This window comes from Bremerella sp. JC817 (genome assembly GCF_040718835.1).
Lineage (GTDB): Bacteria > Planctomycetota > Planctomycetia > Pirellulales > Pirellulaceae > Bremerella.
Map to the genome: position 1 here is coordinate 81,736 of NZ_JBFEFG010000247.1, position 21,842 is coordinate 103,577.

The 21,842-nt window shown below is 56.4% G+C and carries 21 protein-coding genes; 14 read left to right on the plus strand and 7 right to left on the minus strand.

Annotated elements, in window-relative coordinates; all coding sequences use genetic code 11:
• Positions 1 to 81 precede the first annotated feature (81 nt).
• Positions 82 to 846 (minus strand): SDR family NAD(P)-dependent oxidoreductase, encoded by a 765-nt coding sequence (locus tag AB1L30_RS03395; RefSeq protein ID WP_367011968.1) that lies wholly within the window; start codon positions 844 to 846, stop codon positions 82 to 84.
• Positions 847 to 965: 119 nt separating this feature from the next.
• Here AB1L30_RS03395 and AB1L30_RS03400 point away from each other — a divergent pair, with 119 nt between their 5' ends.
• The gene (locus AB1L30_RS03400; RefSeq protein WP_367011969.1) at positions 966 to 1,382 is read left to right on the plus strand and encodes a helix-turn-helix domain-containing protein; all 417 of its coding nucleotides are present in this window, start codon (positions 966 to 968) and stop codon (positions 1,380 to 1,382) included.
• A 25-nt stretch (positions 1,383 to 1,407) separates the two neighbouring features.
• Here AB1L30_RS03400 and AB1L30_RS03405 read toward each other — a convergent pair whose 3' ends face one another.
• Complete coding sequence (locus AB1L30_RS03405; RefSeq protein WP_367011970.1) at positions 1,408 to 2,223, minus strand: hypothetical protein; 816 nt, start codon at positions 2,221 to 2,223, stop codon at positions 1,408 to 1,410.
• A 191-nt stretch (positions 2,224 to 2,414) separates the two neighbouring features.
• Between AB1L30_RS03405 and AB1L30_RS03410 the strand changes: the two genes are divergently transcribed.
• The 7 genes from AB1L30_RS03410 to AB1L30_RS03440 all read left to right on the plus strand — a co-directional run bounded on the left by AB1L30_RS03410 (position 2,415) and on the right by AB1L30_RS03440 (position 8,957).
• Positions 2,415 to 3,791, plus strand: coding sequence for a sulfatase (locus AB1L30_RS03410; protein ID WP_367012074.1), 1,377 nt, complete (start codon positions 2,415 to 2,417; stop codon positions 3,789 to 3,791).
• 254 nt (positions 3,792 to 4,045) lie between these two features.
• Complete coding sequence (locus AB1L30_RS03415) at positions 4,046 to 5,260, plus strand: argininosuccinate synthase (RefSeq protein ID WP_367011971.1); 1,215 nt, start codon at positions 4,046 to 4,048, stop codon at positions 5,258 to 5,260.
• An 85-nt stretch (positions 5,261 to 5,345) separates the two neighbouring features.
• The gene (locus AB1L30_RS03420) at positions 5,346 to 6,035 is read left to right on the plus strand and encodes a hypothetical protein (RefSeq protein WP_367011972.1); all 690 of its coding nucleotides are present in this window, start codon (positions 5,346 to 5,348) and stop codon (positions 6,033 to 6,035) included.
• 233 nt (positions 6,036 to 6,268) lie between these two features.
• Positions 6,269 to 6,763 (plus strand): glutathione peroxidase, encoded by a 495-nt coding sequence (locus AB1L30_RS03425; protein ID WP_367011973.1) that lies wholly within the window; start codon positions 6,269 to 6,271, stop codon positions 6,761 to 6,763.
• A 2-nt stretch (positions 6,764 to 6,765) separates the two neighbouring features.
• Positions 6,766 to 7,239 (plus strand): MarR family transcriptional regulator, encoded by a 474-nt coding sequence (locus AB1L30_RS03430; RefSeq protein WP_367011974.1) that lies wholly within the window; start codon positions 6,766 to 6,768, stop codon positions 7,237 to 7,239.
• A gap of 191 nt (positions 7,240 to 7,430) precedes the next feature.
• On the plus strand, positions 7,431 to 7,790 hold the full coding sequence (locus tag AB1L30_RS03435) for a DUF1232 domain-containing protein (protein ID WP_345087206.1): 360 nt from the start codon (positions 7,431 to 7,433) through the stop codon (positions 7,788 to 7,790).
• 345 nt (positions 7,791 to 8,135) lie between these two features.
• Complete coding sequence (locus AB1L30_RS03440) at positions 8,136 to 8,957, plus strand: amidohydrolase family protein (RefSeq protein WP_367011975.1); 822 nt, start codon at positions 8,136 to 8,138, stop codon at positions 8,955 to 8,957.
• A gap of 14 nt (positions 8,958 to 8,971) precedes the next feature.
• Here AB1L30_RS03440 and AB1L30_RS03445 read toward each other — a convergent pair whose 3' ends face one another.
• Together AB1L30_RS03445 and AB1L30_RS03450 are read right to left on the minus strand one after the other, a co-directional pair.
• Positions 8,972 to 9,148 carry a hypothetical protein gene (locus tag AB1L30_RS03445; RefSeq protein ID WP_367011976.1) on the minus strand — a complete coding sequence of 59 codons (177 nt, stop codon included), beginning with the start codon at positions 9,146 to 9,148 and terminating at the stop codon, positions 8,972 to 8,974.
• A 194-nt stretch (positions 9,149 to 9,342) separates the two neighbouring features.
• The gene (locus tag AB1L30_RS03450) at positions 9,343 to 10,326 is read right to left on the minus strand and encodes a YHYH protein (protein WP_367011978.1); all 984 of its coding nucleotides are present in this window, start codon (positions 10,324 to 10,326) and stop codon (positions 9,343 to 9,345) included.
• A gap of 175 nt (positions 10,327 to 10,501) precedes the next feature.
• On the opposite strand from AB1L30_RS03450, the gene AB1L30_RS03455 reads away from it, so the two are divergent.
• Positions 10,502 to 11,383 (plus strand): alpha/beta hydrolase, encoded by an 882-nt coding sequence (locus tag AB1L30_RS03455; RefSeq protein WP_367011980.1) that lies wholly within the window; start codon positions 10,502 to 10,504, stop codon positions 11,381 to 11,383.
• Between the two features lie 48 nt (positions 11,384 to 11,431).
• A complete protein-coding gene (locus AB1L30_RS03460; protein ID WP_367011981.1) occupies positions 11,432 to 12,229 on the plus strand; it encodes a hypothetical protein in 798 nt (265 codons plus the stop codon).
• A gap of 8 nt (positions 12,230 to 12,237) precedes the next feature.
• On the opposite strand, the gene AB1L30_RS03465 is transcribed toward AB1L30_RS03460, so the two are convergent.
• The 3 genes from AB1L30_RS03465 to AB1L30_RS03475 form a co-directional block, all read right to left on the minus strand.
• Complete coding sequence (locus tag AB1L30_RS03465) at positions 12,238 to 13,065, minus strand: alpha/beta hydrolase (RefSeq protein WP_367011983.1); 828 nt, start codon at positions 13,063 to 13,065, stop codon at positions 12,238 to 12,240.
• Positions 13,066 to 13,130: 65 nt separating this feature from the next.
• Positions 13,131 to 13,991 carry a neutral zinc metallopeptidase gene (locus tag AB1L30_RS03470; RefSeq protein WP_367011984.1) on the minus strand — a complete coding sequence of 287 codons (861 nt, stop codon included), beginning with the start codon at positions 13,989 to 13,991 and terminating at the stop codon, positions 13,131 to 13,133.
• Positions 13,992 to 14,225: 234 nt separating this feature from the next.
• On the minus strand, positions 14,226 to 15,419 hold the full coding sequence (locus tag AB1L30_RS03475) for a substrate-binding domain-containing protein (RefSeq protein WP_367011985.1): 1,194 nt from the start codon (positions 15,417 to 15,419) through the stop codon (positions 14,226 to 14,228).
• A gap of 281 nt (positions 15,420 to 15,700) precedes the next feature.
• On the opposite strand from AB1L30_RS03475, the gene AB1L30_RS03480 reads away from it, so the two are divergent.
• The 4 genes from AB1L30_RS03480 (at position 15,701) to AB1L30_RS03495 (ending at position 21,836) form a co-directional block, all read left to right on the plus strand.
• Positions 15,701 to 17,194 (plus strand): sialate O-acetylesterase, encoded by a 1,494-nt coding sequence (locus AB1L30_RS03480; protein ID WP_367011986.1) that lies wholly within the window; start codon positions 15,701 to 15,703, stop codon positions 17,192 to 17,194.
• A 131-nt stretch (positions 17,195 to 17,325) separates the two neighbouring features.
• The gene (locus AB1L30_RS03485) at positions 17,326 to 18,822 is read left to right on the plus strand and encodes an arylsulfatase (protein WP_367011987.1); all 1,497 of its coding nucleotides are present in this window, start codon (positions 17,326 to 17,328) and stop codon (positions 18,820 to 18,822) included.
• A 12-nt stretch (positions 18,823 to 18,834) separates the two neighbouring features.
• Complete coding sequence (locus tag AB1L30_RS03490) at positions 18,835 to 20,331, plus strand: arylsulfatase (protein ID WP_367011988.1); 1,497 nt, start codon at positions 18,835 to 18,837, stop codon at positions 20,329 to 20,331.
• Positions 20,328 to 21,836 (plus strand): sulfatase-like hydrolase/transferase, encoded by a 1,509-nt coding sequence (locus AB1L30_RS03495; protein WP_367011989.1) that lies wholly within the window; start codon positions 20,328 to 20,330, stop codon positions 21,834 to 21,836. The genes AB1L30_RS03490 and AB1L30_RS03495 overlap by 4 nt, the downstream gene beginning before the upstream one ends.
• Positions 21,837 to 21,842: the final 6 nt, after the last annotated feature.

Below are 21,842 nucleotides of genomic sequence, written 5' to 3' on the forward strand. Positions count from 1 at the left end.
GCTGCATCGACCAGGGAACGGATAGTGAACCGCCAGGTTGGATCAGCCTAGGCGAGTTCCCTGGTCAAAGCAACATTTGTGCTATTCATGGTGCGTTAGGGAATTGATCTGCTGGAATACCGCGGCGAAGTTGCCACTCGATTCTGACGTTCGTAGTGGCATCACGCGATCGACGAGGATTTCGCCATCGGGCGTTCCATGTTCGATAATCTGCATCACCTCGGCGATGAAGTCTGCCAGTGGCATCGCATTCGGATCGCTGGCCTGATGCTCGCCCAACAGCGTTGTCTGCACGTAAGGTGGCGCGAGCTCGAGGACTTCAACCGAAGTTGGCTTCAGTTGCTGACGAAGCGAGATCGCGTACGAGTGAATCGCGGCCTTGGTGGCGCAGTAGGTGGGCGTGAGCGCGAATGGCGTGAAGGCGAGTCCCGAGGTCACCATCATGATGGTTGCCTCCGCTTGCTTCTTCAGGTGCGGCAACAGAGCCGCCGTCAGCCGAATCGGCCCCAGCAAGTTGGTCGCGATCGTGGCCTCGGCGGTCGCCAGATCGACTGGCTCGGCCGTCAGGTCTTCGGGACGCATGATGCCAGAATTGTTGATTACCCCGTTCAAGGCCGGGTGTTCGGTGGTCACCTGGGAAACAAGTTGCTCGATCGACTCTGGCGAGTTGACATCGACCGTATAAGCAGCCATGTCAGGATGATCGGCCACCATGGCATCGAGCGGCTGTTGACGCCGGCCGGCGATGATCACCTGGTTGCCACGTTCGTAGAACGCTTCGGCCAGTCCCCGTCCAATGCCAGTACCTCCGCCGGTTATCAAGATCGTGTTGCCGCTGGTTTTCATGCGAACTCCTTGAATTTCGTTGACAGAATCAGGCTTCTCCATTCACGATAGAAGTGGTGGTTACCAAAAGAAAGAAGGCACCGAAAAGTGCGATACTTACCCAATAGTGAGTAATGGAATTGGCCGAGAAAAAGTCGCAAATAAAATCATCGACATCTTCGTCTCCGGCCTGGTCCGAGCTAGACCCTAAGGTCAATGCGCTGGTAAACGACATCATCGGACGGGTCGCGGATAAGTGGACATTGCTCATCCTGGAAGCGCTCGACGAGAACGGAGTCGTTCGCTTCAAAGAGCTCAGTAGGCTGATACCTGGCATCAGTCAGAAGATGCTGACGCAGACATTACGGCAGATGGAATGCGATGGCCTGGTGAAGCGAACCGTCTACGCTGAAGTACCTCCGCGCGTCGAATACGAACTGACTCCGCTGGGCTTCAGTCTGGGGGAAGCGTTCTGCGGCGTGTGGACCTGGGCGGAAAAGCACTACGCCGAGATCGAAGCGGCCCGCAAAAAGTTTGCCCGCCGACAACGCGGCTGAAGTCCTTCGTCGCAAAGGCAAACGATCACATCCCTGCCGGGAATAGCAGCCACCAGAACAGCACCAGCAGGATGCCAATGTAGTGATAGACATCACGTCGCCGGCGATCACGCAGGTCGAGGGCGATATTCACCAGCATGATCACCAGCGTCACGCCAGAGAGCATTACCTTGGCCAGCATATATGGTCCCATTCCCATCGCTGGCAACAGGCCGGTGAAGTAGAGCGGCTCTCCTAAAGTCAAAAGCCCGAAGTAAGTCAGCGAGATCCACGCATACGATCGCCAGCCTTCCCCTTCTCTCGTGGTCTTCACGACGAAGCCATAGAAGATGGCGGCCAGTAAGTTGCCGATGCCGAACGAAATCAAGTAAGCCGCCTCCCACTGGGAATAGGCTGATTCCATATCAGTGCTGTCTTCCAGTCCGCTCTGCAGATAAGAAACGCTGATCCAGGCACCCTCGGTGATGAGCGTCGTCGAGAGGGCAATCAGCCGCCAATGTCCAGGCATCAACTGCGAGAATCGATTCCTCGCAATCGCATCGATCAGCAGTGCAATGCCAACTCCATAGATCGCGCCTGAGACGCCATGCATTCCCAACGCCAGGGGTTGATCGGCGATGGAAAAGATCGGGAACACCAGCCCCAGCTTGATCGCCGCTCCGATCAGCATGCAAAGGGCGATTAACCTGAAGTCAGGCAGGCTCGAAGGTTTCGACGCTTCTGCCTCCTCCACCGCAGTCGCGGGAGATTGGAAGGGATTGTCTGGCGGATGGTTTGCGTTGGTGTCTTCCACGCAGTTGCCTCGGCGAGTGCAGGTGTCAGGCGTTTCTCGCAAGAGCATAGCACGATTTTTTTCCTGACAGAATCCAGAGAGCCTCGGTTGGTGTAGATTGAAAACAGAAAGCCATTTTCGTTTGCCCGCCCGATCGCTGTTCGCCTGCCATGGATTGCTTTTCGATGATTCGTCCGCTCTTGGTTCTCGCTGCCATCTTCGGTTGTTTTACTACCGCTTCGTCCGCCGCCGATCGTCCGATGAACGTGTTGTTTATCATCTCGGACGATCTCACGCCGACGGCGCTTTCGTGTTACGGCAACACGGTTTGCCAGACGCCGAATCTGGATCGACTCGCAGGGGAAGGAACTCGTTTCACGCGAGCCTACTGCAATGCGACCTATTGCGGACCGAGCCGGGCCTCGTTTCTTTCAGGCTACTATCCTCACGCAACTGGCGTGTTTGGGTACGTTAGTCCACGACCGCAGATTGGCGAGCGAGCGATGTGGCCGCAGCACTTCAAAGATCATGGCTACTACACGGCTCGCGTGAGCAAGATCTTTCATATGGGTGTGCCCGGCGGAATCGAAGAGGGGAGCGACGGCGCCGACGATCCGATTTCGTGGAACGAACGCTTCAACTCGCCTGGCCCTGAATGGAAAGCCCCAGGCGATGGTGAAACGCTCGAAGGAAACCCCGACGGCAAACGCCCGGTGGTGGGTGGCAACACGTTTGTCGTCGTCGAAGCAGACGGCGACGACCTGGTGCACAGCGACGGCAAAACCGCGGCCAAGGCGGTCGAACTTATCCAGACGCACGCCAACGCCGACAAGCCTTTCTTTCTGGCGGTTGGTTTCGTGCGACCTCATGTACCCTTCGTCGCACCGCGGAAGTATATGGAAAACTACAAGCCGGACGATCAGCAGCAACTGCCACCGAAGGTGCCTGGCGATTGGGACGACATCCCGAAGATGGGCATCAACTACAAGACCAGCAGGAACATGAAGATGGATGTGCGGCAGCAGAAGAAGGCGGTCGGTGGTTATTATGGCGCGGTTTCGTTTTTGGACGCCCAGGTCGGCAAGGTGCTCGACGCGCTGGAGGCCAGCGGTCAGGCCGACAATACGATCGTCATCTTCACCAGCGATCACGGCTTTCATCTCGGCCAGCATGATTTCTGGGCGAAGGTGAGCCTGCACGAAGAGTCGGCCAGTGTTCCGCTGATCATCAAAGTGCCGGGCATGAAACCCGCCGTCTGCGACTCGCTTACACAGTTACTCGATCTCTATCCAACAACCGCCGCCCTTTGTGGATTGAACGTGCCCGAGCGGCTGCAAGGCAAAGACATCACACCTCTACTAAAAGACCCGAAGGCAACGGTTCATGATGAAGTGCTGAACGTCTCGCCGATGCAGAAGGGCTTTCTGCTGCGGACCGACAAGTGGGCCTTCATCCAATATCAAGAGAACGGCAAAGGGGGCATCGAACTGTTCGACATGGAGAAGGATCCAGGGCAGTTCCGTAACCTGGCGGGTGATCCGGACCATGCCAAGATCGTGGCCGAGTTCCAGCAGCGATTGGCCAAGAAGCTGCAAGAGGTCCGTCAAAACGATCTGGAACTTGGTGGAAAGAAATAGCGGGAATACGTGCCGGCGGAATAAGTCCCCTCAGGCGGCCATCTGGGGGGCGTGCCGCAAGTGGAAAGCTACCCAAACTGCCCCTTGCCATCACTGACCCCCTAGTCGAGAATAAACCTCTTGTTCCAGGGGCTTCTCCACCTTCCTAGGGGAAGTGAAATTCCTGGTTTGCCTGGTATCTGGCCCGCTCGGCAGCGGTGCCATGAACCGAGGCGGTTTTCAGTTTCACGGTCCATTCGCCTGCGAGCATCAAAATGCCAAGCTGTGTCCTTGCTTACTCTGGGGGTCTCGATACTTCGGTCATCTTGGGATGGCTTCAAGATGAAGGGTATGACGTCCATGCCGTGTACGTCGACTTGGGGCAGCCTTGCGAAGACCGCGAAGCGATTCTGCAGAAGGCCAAGGACTGCGGTGCCGTGTCGGCTCGGATTGTCGATGGTCGCGAAGAAATGTGCCGTGACTTCGCCTTCCCAGTGCTGCAGTGGCAAGCGAAGTACGAATCGATCTACCTGCTGGGTACCTCGATCGCTCGCCCGCTGATCTCGAAGCTCTGTCTGCAGGTTGCCCGCGAAGTGGGTGCCGATGCTTATGCTCACGGTGCGACCGGTAAGGGTAACGATCAGTGCCGCTTCCAGTTGGCTGCCGAAGCACTTGATCCAACCGTGAAGGTGATCGCTCCTTGGCGTATCGAAAAGTTCCGTAAGGCATTCCCAGGCCGAACCGAACTGATCGCCTACTGCAACGAAAAGAACATCCCCGTCAAGGCTTCGACCGCCAAGCCTTACAGCAGCGACGAAAACTGCCTGCACATCAGCTATGAAGCTGGCGAACTGGAAGACCTCGGCGTCAACGGTGTCGAACTGGTCGACTTCGGCATGACCGTCAGCCCACAGGAAGCTCCGGACCAGGCAGAAACCGTTACCATCAAGGTCGAAAAGGGTGTGCCAACCCACGTCAATGGCGAGAAGTGCACCGCCCTGGAAATCGTTACCAAGCTGAACGAAATCGGCGGCCGCAATGGTGTGGGTCGAATCGACATGGTCGAGAACCGTTTCGTCGGTATGAAGAGCCGCGGTGTGTACGAAGCCCCGGGCATGACCATCCTGTACGACGCCCTGCTGAACGTCGAACAGTTGACCCTCGACCGCGACCTGATTCACTTGCGTGATCAGTTGAAGTCGATCGTCGCTGAAGACGTTTACAACGGCTTTTGGTACAACGCCAAGATGGATGCTCTGCTGGCCTTTATCGCCAACGCGATGGAGAAGTGCACCGGCGAAGTGGCCTTCAAGCTTTACAAAGGCAACATCATCGTCGACAGCCGTTCGAGCGAAACGAGCCTCTACGACGAAGGAATCGCCACGATGGAAGGTGGCGGCAGCTACAACCAGGACGACGCCGAAGGCTTTCTGCGAATCCAGGGCCTGCCAAGCCGCGTCCAAGGCCGAGTCACGCCTCGCGCTTACTAAGCAGAAGCGAGATTCAGCGATTCAAGGCCCGCCCGATGGCGGGCCTTACTTTTGCGCTCGATGAAACTTGAAGGCAACGGGACCGATGGCACTCGATATCTACGTCATGCCGCTGTGGCGATTCAAAGCAGGGGAGTACGACTCGCCTTTGGAAGCGTGGCTCGACGATTCAGACACCCAAAACCCAGTCACGCCGCGACGTTCCTTTTCGCCGATCCAATGGTGGAGACGTTGGAAAGGCAAACGTCAAGCCAAACAGATTGTTGCTGCCGCCGCTCGGCAACTCGATTGCGATCTGGCGTGGAACGACGACGGCGAAGTTGTCTTGGAGGAACAAGCGGCCTATGGATTCGTTGCCTTAAGAGCCTATGCCCAGTGGCTCGATCTACGGGAAGCGATACCGCGTTTCGAGCATAGCCCGCGAGGCAACTACTACGAACATCCGGTCATGCTGCGACAAGAATCGCCACTGCCGCGGTTTCAACACCTTGTCGAGCATAATTGCCACAACGGCTATCTCGTGCCGGTGGCGTTCGATCGCGTCGTTCAAGTCGAACCATTTCAGGTTTGGGGTGGATACGAATTCTTTCACTCGTTCGGTTCCATCCCGGCGATCAGCAAGGAACTGGCGACGCTCAAGCCATTGTTGCCTTCCCCCGATGATCCTGCGGTCGCGGATGAAGCAAAACAGTTCATTCAGGATGGCTTCAACACGCTGGAAACCGCCTGCCAAATTGGGCTGCAGCATGGATTGCCAGTCATTTTTTACGGTTGAGAACTTGCGCGGCGATCGGTGCTTAATCGGGACGATCGGTCACCCGTACCGACAAAGTGTCCATGTTGGCGGTCAGTTGAAGGCGTTGACCAGACCGCCACGGCTCTGGAATCTCCAGAGAGTCGGTGATCTGTAAAACTTATTGGATTGCTTTGAAACCTTTCTTGTGGATAATTAGATCGCGTGCGATTTAATCGCGGAAGACTACAGTGATGTTGTTCGGAGGAGATTCCATGGCGTCTGAAGACCCGCAGTTCTATGACTTTCATGCCAACTCGCTGCGTGGCGAAGATGTCGACATGGCCCAGTATCAGGGGAAAGTCGTGCTCGTGGTCAACACGGCCAGCAAGTGTGGCCTGACGCCGCAGTATGCTGGGCTCGAAGAGCTTTACAAGAAGTATCAGGACGATGGGCTAGTGATCCTGGGGTTTCCCTGCAATCAGTTCGGCAACCAAGAGCCGGGCGATGGCGAATCGATTGAGTCAGGGTGTGTGCTGAACTATGGCGTCAGCTTTCCGATGTTCGAGAAAACGTTGGTGAACGGTGGTGAAGCCCATCCAATCTTTCAATGGCTGAAATCGAAGCTGCCAGGCATGCTCGGCAGTCGCATCAAGTGGAACTTCACGAAGTTTCTGCTGGGCCGCGATGGGAAGCCGTTGCAGCGATTCGCTCCGACTACCAAGCCCGATAAGCTTGAGCCGGCCGTCCGCGAAGCGTTGGGGAAGTGACGATGAAAGCCTGGAACGAATCTTCTCAAGCCAGCCTATTACGTCTCGATTCGCAGTTGTGCTTTTCGCTGTACGCTGCGTCGCGGCTGATGACTCGTGCCTATCAGCCCTTACTGGAACCGCTCGGTCTGACCTATCCGCAGTACGTGGTCTTGCTGGTGCTGTGGGAAGACGCGCCTTGCAATGTTTCGCAGGTGGGGCAACGCGTGATGCTCAATAGCAATACCTTGACGCCACTGCTGAAGCGTCTCGAGCAACTTGGCTACGTGACCCGGGCCCGCAATGCCGATGACGAACGCGTGGTCGAAGTCGCGTTGACCGCCGCAGGGCGAAAGCTGCGGGGGAAGTGTGCCTGCATCCCTCAGAAACTATTGGAAGGCGTGCCTGCCGATTCGTTGGACGAGCTGCTTCAGTTGAAAGGTTCGCTCGATCGACTGATCGGTTTGATGGTCGCGAGCGAAGCCGAGCCCGTTTAAGCCCTGTCTGCGATTGCAGTTGGGGAAGTTTTCGCGGAGATCGAACTATTTTTTTGGGGAAACACCCCAAGATTGGCTCTCTAGTTGCGAATAGTTTCAGGGAGAGATCCCCGGCCTATTCCCTGAAGGCCATCGCTGGACATCACGTCAGGGACCTCTACGATTCCTGATGTGCCAGGAGCAAACGAAATATGAGTGCAGAAGCTTACGATCGATTGAATGAATATGCGAAGCGGGCGAAGTCGGCCGACATCAATGAACTGCGCGAGAAGCTGCAGGGGATGCATCGCGGCCCGGTCCGTAAAATCTGGGACGACGTCTTAGCCTTATGGCGAATGGTCGTCGATCCGAAAGCAAGTTGGACGTCGAAGGCGATTGCTATCGGCGCGGTGCTTTACCTGGTCTCGCCGCTGGATGGGATCCCGGATCTGTTACCGCTGGTGGGTCTGACGGACGACGTGGCGGTGATTGTCGCCGCAGTCGCAACGTTGGCATTCGAGCTAAAGAAGTACCGTGACTCTCAAGATCGCACGGTTGTCGACGCCAAGTAGCGATCGTTGTCAGGCAGGTGGAAGGATGACCGCTCGCTGCTGTTCGAACGGCCATCCTTCGCGCAAGCATCTTAAAAATGCCTGCCGGCGGGGAGTGCCGGCAAGCAGATCGAATCGGGTTGGCCCGGTTCGGTTGGGTGGCTTTATGGTGTTTCTTTGCCAACCATCTTGATTGGCATGTCACCATTGTTACGAGGTCACCTAAGCCGAAGATGAAGCGAAGATAAAATCGACTTCATCTATCGTGATCGAAGGGATGTTTTTCTCCCTCCTCTTCGGAATGGAATTTGCTTACCTTGGCGGGTAACAACATGCCACTTCTGGGATCTTCCGAGAGGAACCAAGATGATTATCGATTGCCACACCCACCTGAATAACTATCACGAAGAAAAAGTCCGTTCAATTGACGAGTGTCTCGAGAACCTTCAAACCGACATGGACGCCAACAATGTCGACTATGCCTTGGTGCTCAGCTCGTACAAGATCACTCCTCATCGGCCAGCAACCCGTGACGTGGTCAACGCGACCCGCGATCTCGACAACATCGCTGTCGTGGCAGGCATTAGCTACCTGCACTATCAACAACGCGATCTTCGTGAAATCGCCGATTTCCTGGCCGATGGCCTGGTGAAAGGATTGAAGCTATACCCAGGGTATGAGCCTTTCTATCCGCACGATCGTCGGCTTCAGGTGATCTACGACCTGGCGATGGAATTCGACGTGCCGGTGATGATCCATAGCGGCGATACCTACAGTCCTACGGGCAAGGTACGTTACTCGCATCCATTGCATGTCGATGACGTCGCGGTTGACTTCCCTGATTTAAAGCTGGTGATCTGCCACGTCGGCAATCCCTGGATTCGCGATTGCATGGAAGTGGTCTACAAGAACGAGAATGCCCATGCCGACATCAGTGGCTTGGTGCTGGGTGAGTTCGAGGACCGCTTCGAGCAGTTCATGTTGCAAGAGATTCGCCAGATGATTCTTTATGCTGGCGAGCCGCGCTATCTGCTTTATGGCACCGATTGGCCGATCTGCGGGATGAAGAGCTACTTGAAGTTCATTCGTGGACTCGGGCTGCCTGAGAAGAGCCTCGAACTGATCCTGTGGCAAAACGCCGCGCGGCTGTTCAAGCTGGAAGTGAAGGATGGCAAGGTAATCAACTGATTGCCTGGCAGGCGTCAGCCAGCTTTCTGCTCCGAGAGGAACGACTCGACACGCTCTTCGATCATTTTCACCAGTCGCGGATCCATGAACTGGAAGCGGTCAGGGATGTCGAGCACATGCAACGTGCGCCCGACAAGGCGATTACGAAAGCTCGATCGTAGCCGGGCAAGGTGTTCTTGTTCCATCACCATGATGACATCGGCCCAGTCTAAATCTTGCGGCGAGATTCGTCGCGCGGCCCTTGGACTGAGGCCGCGCGACCGAACCGCGAGTCGCGGATCATTGCAATAGATCCGCTCTGCCGTAGGACTACGCCATAGATTTCGGGAACAGATAAACAAGATTTTGGTTGGATTCACGGTCGAGAGCTTCCTGCCGGGGACGATTATCGACGGGGACGTGGCGGTGGAGGACCGAAGCCTGGGCGACGTTGGCCCCCAGGCGGACCTTGCTGCCCGGGACCACCTCGGTCGAAGTCGCTGGAGGGCTCGCCGCGGAAGTTACGCGGAATGACCGGCCATTGATCGCTCAGGTAATACGCATAGGTCCCTTCCGGATAGTCGGGCGTCACGCCAAATCTTCCGTTGCACTCGTCGAGGTCGCCGGCCCCTTCGACGAACTCGTGGTCCGCCAGAAATGTTCCGTCGTATTGCCCGCCTGGGTTGCCATTGCCACGGGGACGTTCGCCACGCTTCAAACGATACGAACTCTTCAGTTCGACAATCTCACTCTCCGCATTGTTCGCGTCCTGGTAGCCATACAAGGCATAAATCGGAAATCCATCCGCAGCCCAGCCGACGATCGGCGAGTGTTGACCACGCACGACTTTCAAGCTCTTCAGCAGACCACTGGGCAAGCCATGGTAGTGATAGGCACCGGTTGGTTGAACGTGGGCATGGTTCGTATCGATGCCCAGCGGAACCGCGCCGGAGAGGGCTTCATATTGCCAGCCACCGCGCGGATCGCCATGGAACCATTCGGCCGCGCCTGGGTCGAACGGAATCCCGTTCACTCCGATCCCAAAGTTCTGCATGCCTAGCGGAGTGATGCGATCGGCCGGCTTCGGTTCGGCGGCGACGCGATATACGTACTGCTGCTGCGAGATACCGTTGGGATTGCCATGGTTCGGGAACGCCCCGGTCTGATGATCGGGTATCCCATTGGACTGAATGATTCGCTTGCTGCCGACCACTTCAATCGATACCTGGCTGGCACCTGGCGGCCGCGAATCGGCGGGAACCAAACGCAAGCCACGCGACTGATTGGTATCGTGCTGCCGAAATCTCGGAGCGAACTGAGCCAGCATCGGGGCAGAGCCCAAGGCAATGGCAAAAAAGAGCAACAGCGCGAACTGGTTTTTCAAAATCATCGGGGGCGAACTCCGGTAGCTGTATTCTACTGGTTTAGCAGTATATCGGTTCTTAAACCGGAGTGCGAGAGATTTGTTTCGCCCAAATTGGTGGAAATTAGAAAGTGGTCGCCTTATTCTCGTCCTCTCCCGAACCCATGCTCCATCATTGCCCGCCCTGGAAGGATTTCACTCCATGCATCGTCTTACGATTCTGTCGATTGTTGGTCTCTGGCTGCTATTGCCGACCCTTGTTGGTGCTGAAGAGAAATCCCGCGTTATCAAAGATCTAGAGTTCGCCAACGTCGACGGGCACAGCTTGAAGCTCGATCTCTATTTGCCGGTGGAAAAGAACGCCCCGCTGATTGTGTGGATTCATGGCGGCGGTTGGCATGCCGGCAGCAAGGCGAGTTGCCCGCTGCAGTGGCTGACCAAGGAAGGCTTCGCCGTGGCCAGCATTTCGTATCGCCTGACTGACAAGGCAACCTTCCCGGCCCAGATCCACGACTGCAAAGGGGCCATTCGCTGGTTACGGGCCCACGCCGATCAGTATGGCTATTCCTCCGAAAAGATCGCCGTTGCCGGTTCGAGTGCCGGCGGGCATCTCGCGGCGCTGGTCGGAACCTCGGGCGATGTGAAGCCACTGGAAGGTGACGTTGGCGGCAATCTTGATCAGTCTTCGCGAGTTGGCTGTGTCGTTGATTACTACGGTGCGACCGACTTCATTCTACGATCGAAAACGCAGCCGCATCGAGCGAACCAAGAAGGCTCGGTCGTTTACAAGCTGCTCGGCGGTGGCGCGGACGAAAAAGTCGAACTTGCCAAACAGGCCTCGGCGGCGTTCCATGTCACGCAAGACGATCCGCCGTTTCTGGTGCTGCACGGAGACAAAGACAACACGGTCCTGCTGGATCAATCCGAGCGAATTCAACAAGTCTATGGCGATGCCAATTTGCCATTGGAATTGATCGTTGTGCCTGGCGGTGGCCATGGCGGCGATGTCTTCTATCAAGGCGAGAATCGAACTCCGGTCCTTCGCTTCCTGAAGAAGCACTTGTCGGAAGCGGCGACTGAATAATCGAGCCGAGTCCAACAAGGAGATCGGATTGACGATGGAGGGTCAGTAATGCATTCCGAAGAGGACGCATCGTTCGTGGAATCTCCATCGCCTCCATTGGAAGCGAAAGGCAAGCGGTGGCAGTTCTCGCTGTCGACAATTATTCTACTGATGGCACTGGTTGCGATGGCGGCTTCGCAGGTCCTTTTGATCCAACGGGAACGCAGTGCCCACGCCAAGATGATGGCGGCCAGGCAAGAGGCCGAGTTCTACAAAACGCAGATGAGCGAGATCACGATCTACGATCGCAATAAGATCTTTGCCCGAGCGATCCCCAATCCAGAAGAAAATCAGGATCGTTGGCAATGGCGAATCTTCGTCCCCGATACCGAGCAGCGTTATCATCTCTGCTTTCGCAAGGGTGATATCCCGGCAACAGGCTTTCCAGAATATGGTGGCCAAGGATTCATCGATTTGGAACCGGGGGAATCAGAGGTGATTGTCCGCATCGATCGCGATGTAGGGGACTACGGACGTGTGGAGGTGGATGTTGAGTCTACCGATCCAAACCGTGAAGCCATCACTGACGACTTCCCGGCGAAGCCAAGATCTTCCCACCGAATTAATCGGTCGAATGGGCTTTCTATGTCGATTGATGAATGGTCTAAGCCTTATGTCGAAGGCCAGGGATACGCAAAAACCGGCGGAGTCGTACTTTCTAACGGAGAGGTCAGTTGGGAAGCGATGGAGAAAGCGGTGCTACTTCGGCATCGCGTCAGCGGTCCTAGCAAAGATGGCAGGCTTCGTTTGCCTGAAGGTCCGACCCAGGGATTGATGCTCTGGATCGAACCGGTCTCGACGGACTAGCGAACATGCTAGTTCGACTCGCTGTGCTTGCGAATGAACGACGTCATCAGCAGGACGCCTGGTTCGACCATGTTGCCATGGGTGAAGCCTTCCAGCTCGTACAGTTCTGCATCAGGATGCTTGGCGACGTTCAGCATCCGCCAGAGCAGGGCGTTTTCTTCGTAGCGGCCTGGGAATTCCAACTCGCGATCACCTGCCAAAAGTAAGATCGGCGGAGCGTCGTTGCGAATGTGATTCAGCGGCGCCAGATCGTCGACCACCACGATGTTCTGGTCGATGCCACGTTCTTTGCGGATCGTGAAGTGGGTGATCGTATGGCCGCTGAACGGGATCGAGCCAGCTAACTTGTCGGCGTCGATCTTGTGGGCTTCCATCCAGCGTTTGTCCAAGGTCAGCATGCTGGCAAGGTAGCCACCGGCCGAGTGACCGCTGACAAAGATCTTGTTCGGATCGCCGCCATACTTCTCGATGTTGGCAAAGGTCCACGCCAGGGCCGCGGCGGCGTCTTCGATGTAGACCGGCGACTTCACGTGCGGATGATGGCGATAGTTGGCCGACACCACGGCATAGCCTTGGTCGAGCATGTACTTCGGAATCTTCTTATCGCCGCCGCTCAAACCGCCGCCATGGAACCAGACGACCGTCGCAAAGCCTTCCTTCTTGGGATAGTGAATGTCGAGACGGCACTGCTTCTGAGCGTACTCGTCGAGGCCTGTTTCGTTCAGGTACAGAATATCGGTCTCGAGGGACGACTTGGCCGAGTCTTCCGCGATGGCGACCGAACAAGTGGCGACCGTCAACAACAGGCACAGCAGATGGCGAAGTGATTGAGTCATGGTGCTAGGCATGGATGGCTAGGGAAGGGGGAATTGTGTGATTCCTTCCATCGTAACACAAAGCCTTACAGCTCTCGATAAGGAATGCTGAAGGTGTCGCCTGCTTCCATATCCCCGGTTTGGAGCCCTTTATAGAACCATTTGGCCCGTTGTTTCGAGGTTCCGTGCGTGAACGATTCCGGCACAACGAATCCACGTGACTGCCGCTGCAAACGATCGTCGCCGATGGCGGTCGCGGCGTTGAGGGCCTCTTCCACATCCCCTTCTTCCAGGATGTTCCAGTTCTGTTGGGCATGGTGAGCCCACACGCCAGCGTAGAAGTCGGCCTGAAGTTCGAGCCGCACCGAAAGCTCGTTTGCCTCTTCCTTACTGGTCTGATTTTGCAGTCGATGAACCTTGTCGCTCACACCCAACAGGTTCTGGACGTGATGCCCCACTTCATGGGCAATCACGTAAGCCTGGGCAAAGTCGCCGCCGGCACCAAGACCTTGCTCCATTTCGTCAAAGAAGCTGAGGTCGATGTAAACCTTCTGGTCGAGCGGGCAATAGAACGGGCCGGTCGCCGCTTGTTGAAAGCCACACGCCGATTGAACCTGATCGCGAAACATGACCAGGGTCGGGTCGCGATAGGTATTTCCAAGCTGCTGAAACTGCTCGGTCCAGACTTCCTCGGTATCGGCCAGGACCACAGAAACGAACTGAGCTCGTTGGTCCTCTTGTGGATCGACCTGGGCCGGAGCTCCCCCTCCGCCCCCTTGTTGGTTCTGCACACCCTGGAGCACGGCCAGTGGATTGCCACCCAGCAGCCAGACCAAACCCATCACCAGCAGAATACCGACCAGGCTTCCACCGCCCGCAATCACTGGGCCGCGAGCCGATCGTCGATCTTCTACGTTATCACTTCCTCGTCGTCCTCGCCATCGCATCGGGGGCTCTCCTGGTTGTTGGGCTTGAAAAGTGGATGCTGCCGCAGCACGTCAATTTTCGCCAACGCCGACGAGAAAAGGGATGCGATTTTGCAAAAACTGTCGGCCAGAGTGCCTTACAAGAAGCATGAAGCGGTCCGCTACGGAAAAATCGTAGGGACCGCTTCTGGGGTGTTGTTTTCGTTCCGCGTCGCCGTGCTGGACACTCAGGAACTGACGGGCAATTGGATTGCCTCAGCTTTCCTGGTTCGCCTTACGCTGCTGTTTGCGGTATTGGCTTGGCGTCAGGTTCAATTCGTCCCGCAGCAATTTGTTGAGGTACGAGTAGTGGCTGTAACCCACCATCGCCGCAATTCGTTGCGTGGAAAGGTTGGTCGTTTCGAGAAGCTGCTTGACCCGTTCCAGGCGGACTTCACGAATGACTTCCCCCATCGAGCGGCCAATTTGCTTTTTGAATTCGATTTCCAAGGTACGAATCGGAATCCGCACGGCGCTGGCCACGTCTTTCAGGCGAATGCCATCGCAGGCGTGATCGCGGATGTAGTTCACTGCCCGGTCGATATCGGTCACGGCGGCGCGTTTCCAGCCGGCGGTCGAACGCCGGGCAACCACCGTTTGGGCTGGCACCTCGAAGACTGTTTCCTTCGGCGTGTTTCCCAGGATCATCGAGTGCAGCAGCGAAGCACATCGGTAACCGATTTCGACGCCTGGGGTCTGGACGCTGGAAAGAGGGGGATCGGCCATGCGGGCACGTTCCGAGTCACCCACGCCGAGCACGCCAATTTCATCCGGGATCGAGAATCCGAGCTCCTGGGCACACTTGGCAACCCATTCACCAATCACGTCGTTCAGAGCCACGATCGCCAACGGCTTCGGCGACTTCTCAAGCAGTGTCTTTAGCTTTTCGATTGTCGATTCCGAAACATAACGCTGGTTTTCCAAGGCATCCATCGGCGCTTCTTTAAGGGCGAGCGCCTTTAGCTTGATGCCGCGTTTGGCGAGCTCATCGGCCAGACCTTCGCGGCGACGCTTGGAACCATCCGACTTCTGATAGCCGATGTAGGCAATGTGGTCGAAGCCAGCGTCGGTCAGGTGAGCTGCCGCCAAACGACCTACCGAGTGCACGTCGGTATAAACCGACACCATGCCCGAGTCGATCATATCGCCGGTTGCCAACACCACCGGTACTTTGCCGCGTCGCAGCCAGGTCGTCACGCCGGCGTTACGACCGGCCGAGACAATCACGCCATCCACTTTGCCCGTCCACGGCGGATTGCCTGCCAAATCGGGGTCGCTGCTGGAGAAGCGAAAGTCGCGAACTTGGATGTTGGGATATTCTTCGATGTAATTCAGCAGACCTTGCAGCACACGTCGAGAATGCTCGGTCCAGGAAGCGGAATGAATTCCGATCGTAATTTTTTCGCTCATAGATTGGCTGGTTTCGCAGGTGGGCTCGTCACGGGAGAGGACGTCGACGTGCGCGATCTTGTATGGATATCTGCGCAGAGTTTTACGTGCAATTTCGCCCGGATGCAATAGACTGGGGGTCAGTTTACGAATGTTAGTCTACCTCGAACCTGGTAGTTTGCCGGCAAAAACTCCCTCGAATGCCCGGTCTGCATGGGGCGATCGCCTGCGAATTGCCCCCAAAAAAGCGATATTCCTGCCCAACATGCCAAGCTGACCCCTCTCCAGGATTCATTTCTGCTATGAAACGAAATTTTTTCTGTCTGGTTCTTCTGGTGGTGTGTGCTTTTGCGCACAACGAGGTCCAGTCTGCCGATTTGACGTGGGCCTCACCCTTCCAGGATCACATGGTTTTGCAGCGAAATATGCCTGTTACCATCTGGGGAAAGGGCACGCCTCGCGAGACCGTCGACGTGCAATTCGACGGCCAGACCGCTTCCGCCAAGGTGGATGACGACGGCAAGTGGATGCTGCACCTGAAGCCGATCGCAGCGGGCGGTCCCCATGTTCTTTCCGCCTCCAGTGCTGGCCAAAAGATCGAGTGCCGCGATGTCCTGGTTGGCGAAGTATGGATCTGCTCAGGCCAATCCAACATGCAGATGGGCTATAAGTCGATACCCGAAATCAATGCCTTAGCGGAGAAAGCCAAGTCGCTGCCGATCCGCTGTTTGCGCGTCACCCAGGACGTCTCATTCGAGCCGCGCGAAAGCTGCGAATGCGAATGGATCGTTGGCCCTGGGATTAGTGCCGTAGCGACCACGTTTGCTAACGACTTGCAGCAAGCCCTCGACGTGCCGGTCGGCGTGATCGAAACCTGCTGGGGAAGTTCTTCCATTGAAGGTTGGATGCCGCGATCGCTGGCCGAACAGTTACCCCATTTTCGGGCGAAGCTGGAAACATTCGATACCGAAGATCACGACCGCGTGGCGAAGTTGATTGATGAAGCGACTTCCGGCAAACGCTGGCAACGGGACGATAACATCTACCTGCGAACTCGGCCGAATATTCTCTACAACGCGATGCTTCATCCCTTGGCTCCACTGACGGTTCGCGGAATGGTTTGGTATCAGGGAGAATCGAACTCGCACTCGATCGAGACGATGCAGCAATATGGCGAGACCCTTTCGGTCTGGACGAAGTTCCTGCGAAAGGAATTCGATGACCCAGACTTTCAAATGCTGGCCGTCATGTTGCCACGCTTCGGACGGATCGCGCGAAGCAGTCCCACGAAGGATGTCGAAGATCCGACCGCGCATGGCTGGGCATGGATTCGCGAGTCCCAGGCACGCCTGTTGGAACTTCCCAATACGGCCTTGGCAACCACGATCGATCTGGGGCACATGACCAACATCCATCCCACCGACAAGAGACCGGTGGGGAAGCGATTGGCACTGAAGGCTCAAGCACTCCTCTCGCCTGGAAGCGTGGAAGACTCAGGCCCAATGCTCGAAGAACTGACGGTCGAAGGTTCGACGGCCGTGGTGCAGTTCTCGCATGCTGCAGGCTTAAAAACGACCGATGGCAAGGCACCGACGGCGTTCTGGATTGCGGGAAAAGATCGGCAGTGGAAGCCTGCCGAGGCGACGATCGAGGGAACCACGGTTCGTTTGACCAATGCCGAGGTGCCCAAGCCTGTCGCCGTGCGTTACGCGTTTGCTTCATTTCCCGAGGTGAATCTGGTCAACGCGGATGGTTTGCCGGCGGTGCCATTCCGAACCGATCGTGACCAGCCCTAGCACATGTGGCGGATCCGATTGTCATTGAAAACCTCGGGAAATGGGTGCTTCGGCCCTGATTTCCTGATACCGTAGACCACTGCTCGCTGGCCTCCACGGCTTGATTTCCTACCTATTGTCGAGTCCCTTCCATGTTGCGCTCTCTCTTCGCATTATCGCTGTTGCTGTTGGCAACCTCGTCGCTTTCGGCTGCGGAAACGAGTCGGCCGAACATCTTGATCTTGTACGCCGACGATCTTGGGTTTGGTGACCTTTCGTGCTACGCCCAGAAAGGAAAGATTCAAACGCCGAATCTCGATAAGCTGGCCGCCTCAGGCATGCGATTCACCGACGGGCATTCATCCTCCGGAATCTGTACACCCAGTCGATACGCACTGCTGACCGGGCGACATCACTGGCGCGATTTTCATGGCATCGTGAATGCATTCGGCAAGTCGGTCTTTCAGCCAGAGCGATTGACCATGCCTGAGGTGCTGAAAGAAAAAGGTTACGCGACTGCTTGTATCGGGAAGTGGCACCTCGGCTGGGACTGGGACGCGATTCGTCGCGGGAAAGGGATCCAGCCGGAAGACTTCGATTGGACCAGGCAGATTCCCGATGGACCACTGGCCCACGGCTTCGATCATTACTTCGGCGATACAGTCATCAACTTTCCACCTTACGCGTGGATTGAAAATGACAAGGTCGTCGATGTGCCTGACACGATGAAGGACGAGTCGAAGTGGAAGAAGATTAAGGAAGGAAGTTGGGAGTGCCGCCCAGGCCCGATGGTCACCGGATGGGATCCTTACGCCGTGCTGCCAACGCTGACTGAAAAAGGGGTTGCGTATATCGAGTCGCGGAAGGATGAGCAGGAACCATTCTTCTTGTACTTCGCGTTCCCTTGTCCACATGCTCCGATCATTCCGAATGACGCCTTCGACGGGACCAGTCAGGCCGGGCCGTTCGGAGACTTCGTCGTCGAGACCGACGCGATGGTCGGCAAGTTGCTCGCCGCGCTCGATGCCTCAGGGCAGGCCGACAACACGATCGTCGTCTTCAGTGCCGACAACGGCCCAGAGCACTATGCCTATGCTCGAGACGCGAAATTCGGTCACTGGTCGCCGGGACCTTTTCGAGGTTTGAAGCGTGACGTCTACGAAGGGGGACACCATGTGCCGTTCCTCGTGCGCTGGCCTGGTGTCACGCAACCTGGCACGGTGAACGATGCCCTGGTCTCGCAGATCGATCTGATGGCGACCTTCGCCGCGGTGGTGGGCTATGAACTGCCGAACGACGCCGCCGAGGACTCGCACAACTTGTTGCCTCTGCTGGAAGGGAAGAGCGAGACCGCACGAACCGCGATGGTGCACAACACGTTCGCCAATGAATACGCGATTCGTGAAGGCGACTGGCTGCTGCTGGATGCCAAGACCGGTTACAACTCGAAAGGTTGGAAGGCTTGGGAGCAGCGTCACGACTACCCTGGCGACGACGATTACCCGGTCGAACTGTACAACATGAAGCAAGATCCAGGTCAGCGAAAGAATGTCGCCAGCGAGCACCCGGACAAGGTCGCCGACCTGCAAAAACTGTTGGCGAAGATTCGAGCGCAAGGCCATTCCGCACCACGACTAGCCCAGCCATAAAGTGAGAGACGCGTGACTCGATCCCTTTGGTATTTTCTGGCGATGGTTGGATTGCTGCCTGGATTAACCTTGGCAGCAGACCGGCCCAACATTGTGGTCATCTTATGTGACGACCTGGGTTATGGCGATGTCCATTGTTTGAATCCAGAACATGGCAAGATCGCGACGCCGTGTGCCGATCGGCTGGCTGCCGAAGGAATGGTCTTCACCGATGCTCACAGCGGATCGTCCGTTTGCACGCCGACTCGTTACGGTCTTTTGACCGGGCGATACAGTTGGCGATCGAAGCTGCAAAGTGGCGTCGTCACCGGCTTCGCACCTTGCTTGATCGCGAAAGATCGCCCGACGGTCGCTTCGTTTCTGAAAGACCAGGGCTATCAGACGGCGATCATCGGCAAGTGGCATTTGAACTTTCAGTATTGCGATCCGCAGTCAGGCAAACCGTACCAGGCAGGCGACTTCAAGTCGCCGCCCGTTGGTACGAAGATTCCCGATGGACCACTGGCCCGCGGCTTCGATTATTATCACGGCTTTCACCATGCCCGGGATATGCAGACGGTGATCGAGAACGACACCGTGATCGCGCACGATCCGCCGATCAACATGCTCCCCCGTCTGACGCGCAAGTCGGTCGAGTACATCGACCAGCACGCCAAGTCGGATGAACCTTTCTTTCTTTACATCCCACTCGGATCGCCTCACACGCCGATCTTGCCGACGCCTGCCTGGCAGGGGAAAAGCGGACTGGGGGACTACGGTGATTTCGTGATGGAGACGGACCATGTCGTGGGGGAAGTGAGTAAGGCTCTCGAGCGAAATGGTCTTCGCGAGAATACGCTGGTGATCTTCAGCAGCGACAACGGATGCAGCAAGGCGGCTGGTATTCCGAAGCTGGTCAAACAGGGGCATCTCGTTAGTGGCGAGATGCGAGGCTCGAAGGCGGACCTGTGGGATGGTGGTCATCGCGTGCCGTTTATCGTTCGCTGGCCGGCGCAAGTCTCGGCGGGTTCACACTGCGATCAATTGATCTGTCTGACTGATTTGCTGGCGACCGTCGCTGACGTGGTTGGACGCGAGATGCCGTCGGGCTCAGGCGAAGATAGCGTCAGTTTTCTACCGGCACTCCAAGGCAAGCCAATCGAATCGACACGAAGCGGTGTCGTGCATCACTCCATCAGTGGTCACTTTGCATATCGACTGGGTGACTGGAAACTGCTGCTGGCGAAAGGTTCCGGCGGCTGGAGCTCGCCAACCGAAAAGCAAGCCGGCAACGATGCTAGTGGTGTTCAGCTTTACGACATGCAGCACGATTTAAGCGAATCGAATAATCAGTTTGCCAGCGAGCCAGAAACGGCACGGAAGCTGTTGAAGCAACTGCAATCCGATGTCGATCGTGGCCGCAGCACGACCGGGCCACCGGCAAAGAATGACCTTCCACAGATCGATTTGTGGAAGAGTGAAAAGAAAAACCCTGCCCCCGATACCTTTCCGAAGAAAGCCTCGTCATGAAATTCTCTTTCCGTCTAATGGCATCCCTTATGGGGCTGTTGCTGCTGGCCAGCAGTGGCCTGGCGGCCGATCGTCCGAACATCTTGTTTATCATTGCCGACGATCAATCACCATTCGATTTCAAGTTCTATAACCCGGACAGCAAGCTGCAGACGCCGGTTCTCGATCGTCTGGCGGCGGAAGGAATGGTTTTCGACGCGGCCTATCATATGGGTTCGTGGTCTGGGGCGGTTTGTACGCCGTCGCGACATATGGTGATGAGCGGCCGAACCGTTTGGCACATTCCGAGCAAGCAGAACCGTAAAGAGAATCCCAACGAAAACAGCAAGCAGTTAGTGCCACCGAACCTGGCGAACTTTACGATGGGCGCGGTATTCAATCGAGCTGGCTACGACACGATGCGTACTTGTAAACAGGGAAACAGCTATGCCGCGGCGAACAAGCAGTTCACGGTCGTTCACGACGCGACGAAACGGGGCGGGACCGATCAGGCTGGCAGCCCCTGGCACGCCAAACAGGTTCTCGAATACCTCGACCAGCGTGAGAAGTCGGCCGATAGCGATCCGTTTTTGATCTACTTTGGCTTCTCGCATCCACACGATACACGCGACGGCACACCGGAGTTGCTGGCGAAGTACGGGGCGACCAACCATGCCGACCCCAAGACATTGCCGGCCGCCAATGCCAAGCAGCCCCCGATGCCAGAGAACTGGTTGCCGAAGCATCCGTTCGAGAACGGTCATCTTGCGGTGCGCGATGAAGTGAACGTGAGTGGTGTCTGGAAGAACCGCGACGAGCAAACGATTCGCAATGAAGTTGGACGTGAGTTCGCCTGTAGCGAGAACATCGATATTCAGATCGGAAAGGTTCTCGAAAAGTTGGAAGCGATGGGGGAACTCGATAACACCTACATCTTCTACACCGCCGATCATGGGATCGCGATCGGTCGCCATGGCTTGCAGGGAAAGCAAAACTTGTACGAACACACGTGGCGGGTTCCTTTCCTGGTCAAGGGACCTGGGATCAAGCCTGGTTCACGTGCCCCTGGCAACATTTACTTGCTGGACATCCTGGCGACGATGTGCGATCTGACCGGAGTCGAGCCACCCAAGAGCAACGAAGGAATCAGCTTCAAGCCGGTTCTTTTCGGCGAGCAAGAAACCGTGCGCGATGTGCTGTACGGCGTGTATTGTGGCGGTGAGAAACCAGGCATGCGGTGCGTGAAGAAGGGTGACTGGAAGCTAATCAAGTACGACGTGCCAAGTGCTGGCGTGCACGAGACGCAGCTCTTCAATCTCGCCGAGAATCCACACGAGTTCCTTCCGCAGCATCACGAGCATGAGGTCGCGAAGGTTAGCGGCATTCAGCCAACTGCCGAACAAACGAACCTGGCGGACGATCCTCGCTATGCGGCACAGCGGGAAGAGCTGGAGTCGCTGCTGCAGGCAGAAATGAAACGTCTCGACGATCCCTTCACATTGTGGGATCAGAAGGGACAGAAGTAACGACTC